We start from the raw sequence: 6225 nt of genomic DNA, 5'->3' as shown, positions 1-6225 counted from the left end.
CGCCGCGCCGCGCGCATCGACCACGCCTGCCGCGCCAGCGGCTGCGGCGCCTGCTGAAGAAGCGCGCATCGCCGCCGCCCGCCGCGGCGCCGAACGCCAGGCGCGCGAAGCCCAGGCGCGCGAAGCGCAGGACAGCTACCGCGTGCGCCGCGGCGACACGCTCAGCGGCATCGCGCTCGACGTCAAGCCGGCCGACATCTCGCTCGACATGATGCTGGTCGCGCTGTACCGCGCCAATCCCGACGCCTTCATTGGCAACAATATGAACCGCCTGAAGTCGGGCCAGATCCTGAGCATCCCGGACGCCGATTCGGTGCGCGGCGGCGCCAGCCAGGGCGAGGCGCGCGGCGTGGTCGTGGCCCATGCGGCCGACTTCGACGCCTACCGCAACAAGCTGGCCGGCCAGGTGGCCAGCAGCGCGCCGAGCGCCACGCCGCAGGGCGGCCAGAGCGCCAGCGGTCGCGTCACCGCCCGCGTCGAGCAGCAGCCGACCGCCGTCAGCGAAGCGCAGGACAAGCTGCAGCTGTCCAAGGCCACGCCCGGCGCGGCCGGCGCGCCGGACGACGGCACCGCCAGCGTCGAGGATACGGTGGCCAAGGAGCGCGAGCTGGCGCAGGCCGAGGCGCGCGTGAAGGAACTCGAACGCAACGTCAACGAACTCGAAAACCTGATGACGGTGCCGAGCCGCTCAGGCGCCGAAGCCGAGCAGGCCGCCGCTGCCGCTGCGGCTGCGGCTGCGACCGCCGCCGAGAAGCCGGCGGCCAAGCCCGCGCCGCGCCCGCGTCCGGCAAAGCCGGCCCCGCCGCCGGAAAAAAACCTGGTCGACACCATCCTGGACAATATGCTCTACATCGGCGCCGGCGCGCTGGTGCTGCTGCTGGCCGCGCTCGGCATCTCCCAGCGCCGCAAGCGCAACGCGCAAGCGGTCAAGCCCCCGCCGGCCGAACCGTCGGTGCTGGGCGTGCCCGGCGCCAGCGCCCACTCGCTGTTCGCCGAAACCGGCGGCCAGAGCGTGGACACGAACAATAGCGTGTTCAATTCCAGCTTCGCGCCATCGGCCAGCCAGCTCGACACCAACGAGGTCGATCCGGTCGCCGAAGCGGACGTCTACATCGCCTATGGCCGCGACGCCCAGGCCGAGGAAATCCTGAAAGAGGCGCTGCGCGTCCATCCGGAACGCCATCCGGTGCGCCTTAAGCTGCTCGAGATCTACGCCACCCGCAAGGACCTGCGCGCCTTCGAAGCCCAGGCGCGCGAGCTGCATGCCTTCACCGGCGGCCAGGGCGACGAATGGGCCCAGGCCGCGGCGCTGGGCCTGAGCCTGGACCCGACCAATCCGCTGTATGCGAACGCCGCCCCGGCCGCGGCCCCGACGCCGTCGCCGCAGGAACGCAACCAGCAGGCGATCCTGTCGCAGCAGTTCGAGGACGCCTTCCGTGGCGGCCCGTCGGTGGGCGCGGGCGCCGCGGCCGGCGTGGCTGCTGGCGCTGCCGCCGGCGCTGCCGCCGTGGCCCTGGCCAAGGACGACGAGGATCGCACGGCCGCGCCGCAGGCCGAGCCGGCCCCGGAGGCACGCACCGAAACCCGCAACGACGACAACACGCTCGACTTCGACCTCGGCGGCCTGACGTTCGAGCCGGTGACGAATGCCGACACGGCGCCGCCGGCGGCCAGCCGTCCTGACCCGGATGCGACCGCCGTGCCGGACCTGGAATTCGACATGGCGCCGTTCGCGCCGCCAGGCAGCGCGCCAGAGCAGGTCAAGAGCACGGCGGATGCGAACGACCTCGATTTCGACATGGACTTCGGCACCGGGGCGACCTCCCGGCCAGCGGCTGCCGCGGCCACGGTCGACGATGACGACGACTTCACGCTCGACCTGTCGCCGCAGTCGCAGGTGCAGGCGACCCCGGTCGACATGGCCGGCCTGGCCAAGGACTTCGAGGGCTTGCCGCCGCTGCCGGGCAGCACTCCGCAGCCGACCGTGGCGCAGGCCGATCCGCTGCACGACCTCGATGCCATGGACTTTTCCGCGCCAACCCTGCCTGTGACGCCGGCGTTCGACGAAACGCCGGCGCGTCCTGCCGCCGCGGCAAGCGCATCGGAAGATCCGTTGTTCGACCTGGACAGCATGGACTTCGGCACGCCGGGCGAAGCACGCGCGGAAGGCGGCGCCGAGCCGAAGGACTTCGGTGCGCGCGTCGACGATCCGTTCGACATGTTCGACCTGCCCGAGACCCCGGCGCCAGTGCCGGCGCCGCAGGAAGTGTCGGCGCGCGACGCCTTCGAACCTGCTTCGGCTCCCCCATCGGCGCCGGCCGACGACAGGGCCGCGCCATCGTTCGACCTGGCCGAGTTCGACCTCGACCTGCCGCCCGAACCTGCCACCGCGCAGCCCGCGGCGACCGCGGCGACCGAGCTGGGCGCGGTGGAATCCGAGCCGGGCCAGATGTCGCCCGAGCACATGGAGATGGAAACCAAGCTCGATCTCGCCATCGCCTACCAGGAGATCGGCGACAAGGAAGGCGCGCGCGAGCTGCTGGACGAAGTCATCAAGGGCGGCAATCCCGAACAGGTCGGCAAGGCCAGCGCGATGAGGGAACTGCTGGCGTGACCCGTATCGCTTTGGGTGTCCAGTACATCGGCACCGGTTGGAACGGCTACCAGAAACAGCCGGAACGAAACACCGTCCAGGACCGTCTCGAGATCGCGCTGGAGAAGTTCGCCTGCGTCCCGCTGCACACCACGTGCGCCGGCCGCACCGACGCCGGCGTGCACGCCATCGAGCAGGTCGTCCATTTCGATACCGACCTGGCGCGCCCGGCCCAGTCGTGGGTGCGCGGCGTGAATGCCTTCCTGCCCGAGTCGATCGTGGTGCGCTGGGCCGCCGTGGTGGAGCCCGACGCGGAAGGGCAGGATTTCCACGCCCGTTTCTCGGCCCGCTCGCGCACCTATCACTACGTGCTCTACAACCATCCGAATCCGTCGGCGCTGCTGGCCAGGCGGGCAGGGTGGGTGTTCCGTCCGCTCGACGTCGAGCGCATGCGCGAAGGCGCGCGGCACCTGATCGGCACCCACGATTTCTCGAGCTTCCGCGCCAGCGGCTGCCAGGCGAACACGCCGGTGAAGGACATGCACGAGGTGAGCATCGCGCGCCATGGCGACATCATCGTGTTCACCCTGCGCGCCAGCGCCTTCCTGCACCATATGGTGCGCAATATCGTCGGCTCGCTGATCTATATCGGCACCGGCCGCAACGAGCCGGCGTGGATGCGCGAGGTGCTCGAAGCCCGTTCGCGCGACGCCGCCGCGCCGACCTTCATGCCGGACGGCCTGTATTTCGCGAAGATCGAGTACGATCCGAAGTGGAAGCTGCCGCAGGAGGACGCCACGCCCCTGCCGTGGCTGTGATCGATTTTCCAGGAATAGCCATGCGACGTACCCGTATCAAGATCTGCGGCATCACCCGCGAGCAAGACCTGCGCGCGGCGGTCGAGCAGGGCGCCGACGCGCTCGGCTTCGTCTTCTATCCGAAAAGCCCGCGCTACATCACGCCGGCGCGCGCGGCCGAGCTGTGCGCGATCCTGCCGCCGTTCGTGAGCGGCGTCGCGCTGTTCGTGAACCCGACCCTGGACGAGGTGCGCGCGGTGGCAGGCAGCATGCCGCTGGGGCTGATCCAGTTCCACGGCGACGAAACGGCCGAGGAGTGCGCCGCCATCGCGGCGGAAGTAGAGCGGCCTTTCGTGCGCGCCTACCGCATCAAGCCTGACACGCCGCCCGCGGCTTTGCTAGAATGCGAATCTGCATACCGCGCCGCCAGTCCATGGTTCTCGGGCCTCCTGCTCGACACCTGGGTGGATGCTTACGGCGGCGCAGGAAAGGTCTTCGATTGGTCTCTTATTCCAAAAGAGCTCGCGCCTCGGGTCGTTTTGAGTGGTGGGTTGAGCGTACACAACGTCCTTGAGGCGACCGAACGTGTTCGTCCCTTTGCCGTCGACATCAGCAGTGGTGTCGAGGAAGCGAAGGGGATCAAGGATGCCCGCAAGATCGCCGCCTTCGTGGCGGCGGTGCGGGCAGCCGATGCCACCATCGATAGCGAGTCGCACCATGACCACCAAAGACACCATCACGGCCCAGCTTAACGCTGCGCCCCTGTTCAAGACCCCGGATTACGCCCTGCCCGATGCGGTCGGGCACTTCGGCCCCTATGGCGGCAGCTTCGTCGCCGAAACCCTGTCGCACGCGCTGGCCGAGCTGAACGAGGCCTATGCGAAGTACGCGCAGGATCCTGAATTTCTCGAGGAATTCCGCTACGAGCTGGCCCACTTCGTCGGCCGTCCGTCGCCGGTGTATCACGCGCGGCGCTGGTCCGAGCTGGCCGGCGGCGCCCAGGTCTATTTCAAGCGCGAAGACCTGAACCACACGGGCGCGCACAAGATCAATAACGTGATCGGCCAGGCCCTGCTGGCGCGGCGCATGGGCAAGCAGCGCATCATCGCCGAGACCGGCGCCGGCCAGCACGGCGTGGCCACCGCCACCATCTGCGCGCGCTTCGGCCTGGAGTGCGTGGTGTACATGGGCGCGGAAGACGTCAAGCGCCAGGCGCAGAACGTGTACCGCATGAAGCTCTTGGGCGCGACCGTGGTGCCGGTGGAATCGGGCTCCAAGACCCTGAAGGACGCGCTCAACGAGGCGATGCGCGACTGGGTCACGAATATCGAAAACACCTTCTACATCATCGGCACGGTGGCGGGCCCGCATCCGTATCCGATGATGGTGCGCGACTTCCAGTCGGTGATCGGCGAGGAATGCCGCGTGCAGATGCCGGCCATGGCGGGGCGCCAGCCAGACTATGTGGTCGCCTGCATTGGCGGCGGCTCGAACGCGATGGGCATCTTTTACCCGTATATCGGCGAGCCGGGCGTGCAGCTGGTGGGCGTCGAGGCGGCGGGCGAGGGGCTCGGTTCGGGCAAGCATGCGGCTTCGCTGACGGCTGGCCTGCCGGGCGTGTTGCACGGCAACCGCACGTATCTGCTGCAGGACGAGAATGGCCAGATCATCGAGACGCATTCGGTGTCGGCCGGCCTGGATTATCCGGGCGTCGGTCCGGAACACGCCTGGCTGAAGGATTCGGCACGCGCGCAATACGTGTCGATTACCGATGAAGAGGCGCTGCAGACCTTCCACGACTGCTGCCGCATCGAGGGGATCATTCCGGCGCTGGAATCGTCGCATGCGATCGCCTATGGCGTGAAGCTGGCGGCGACCCTGCCGAAGGACAAGATCATCCTGGTCAACCTGTCGGGCCGCGGCGACAAGGACATGCACACGGTGGCGCAGCGGATGGGAATGGATTTCAGCTGAGATCCAGTTCCGTCTTGTTCCGGCCGTACGCGGCCGGAGCACCGCACCATCCGTGACTTTTACAAAGGAAGAACAGCATGTCCCGCATCGCATCCACTTTTACCGCACTCAAGGCGCAGAACAAGACCGCCCTGGTGACCTTCATCACCGCCGGCGACCCCGGCCCCGAACTGACCGTGCCGCTGATGCACGCCCTGGTGGCGGGCGGTGCCGACGTCCTGGAACTGGGCGTGCCGTTCTCGGACCCGATGGCCGAGGGCCCGGTGATCCAGCGCGCCTGCGAGCGCGCGCTCAAGTTCAATATCGGCCTGAAGGACGTGTTCGCCTTCGTGCGCGAATTCCGCCAGACCGACACCAGCACCCCTGTCGTGCTGATGGGCTACGCCAACCCGATCGAGCGCATCGGCCAGTCTGAATTCATCCGCTGCGCGAAAGAGGCGGGCGCCGACGGCGCCATCGTCGTCGACTACCCGCCCGAAGAATGCGCGGACTTTGCCGCCGCCATGCGCGACAACGGCCTCGACCTGATCTTCCTGCTGGCGCCGACCTCGACCACCGAGCGCGTGAAGCAGGTGGCCCAGTACGGCGGCGGCTTCAGTTATTACGTCTCACTCAAGGGGGTGACGGGTTCCGGCGCGATCGACACCGACGACGTGGCGCGCCGCGTGAGCGCCATCCGCGAACACGTGAAGCTGCCGATCGGCGTTGGCTTCGGCATCCGCGACGGCGCGACCGCGAAGGCGGTGGCGCAGGTGGCGGACGCGGTCGTGATCGGCAGCCGCATCATCCAGGAAATCGAAGCGCACCCCGCAAGCGAGGCCGTGGAGGCCGTCCGCAGCTTCACCTCCGGCATCCGCACCG

General features: G+C 68.5%; 5 protein-coding genes. All 5 read left to right on the top strand.

From position 1 onward, the window contains the following. A partial coding sequence (locus tag HMPREF9710_RS00025) for a motility hub landmark protein FimV (RefSeq protein WP_005662690.1) occupies nucleotides 1–2614 on the top strand: 2614 nt, incomplete at its 5' end. After that, on the top strand, nucleotides 2611–3411 hold the full coding sequence (gene truA, locus HMPREF9710_RS00020; protein WP_005662688.1) for a tRNA pseudouridine(38-40) synthase TruA: 801 nt from the start codon (nucleotides 2611–2613) through the stop codon (nucleotides 3409–3411). The genes HMPREF9710_RS00025 and truA, both read left to right, overlap by 4 nt. Before the next feature lie 20 nt (nucleotides 3412–3431). Beyond that, complete coding sequence (locus HMPREF9710_RS00015) at nucleotides 3432–4142, top strand: phosphoribosylanthranilate isomerase (RefSeq protein ID WP_005662686.1); 711 nt, start codon at nucleotides 3432–3434, stop codon at nucleotides 4140–4142. Further along, entirely contained in the window at nucleotides 4108–5364 is a 1257-nt protein-coding gene (trpB, locus tag HMPREF9710_RS00010) for a tryptophan synthase subunit beta (protein WP_005662684.1), read from the top strand. The genes HMPREF9710_RS00015 and trpB overlap by 35 nt, the downstream gene beginning before the upstream one ends. A gap of 77 nt (nucleotides 5365–5441) precedes the next feature. Beyond that, on the top strand, nucleotides 5442–6225 hold a 784-nt coding region (gene trpA / locus HMPREF9710_RS00005; RefSeq protein ID WP_005662681.1), incomplete at its 3' end, for a tryptophan synthase subunit alpha.

It is taken from the genome of Massilia timonae CCUG 45783, assembly GCF_000315425.1.
GTDB lineage: Bacteria > Pseudomonadota > Gammaproteobacteria > Burkholderiales > Burkholderiaceae_D > Telluria > Telluria timonae.
This window is presented reverse-complemented; position numbering and strand designations above follow the sequence as displayed.

Coding starts and splice junctions, on each gene's coding strand:
- HMPREF9710_RS00015 (WP_005662686.1), top strand. CDS start 3,432: ATGCGACGTACCCGTATCAAGATCTGCGGCATCACCCGCGAGCAAGAC.
- trpB (WP_005662684.1), top strand. CDS start 4,108: ATGACCACCAAAGACACCATCACGGCCCAGCTTAACGCTGCGCCCCTG.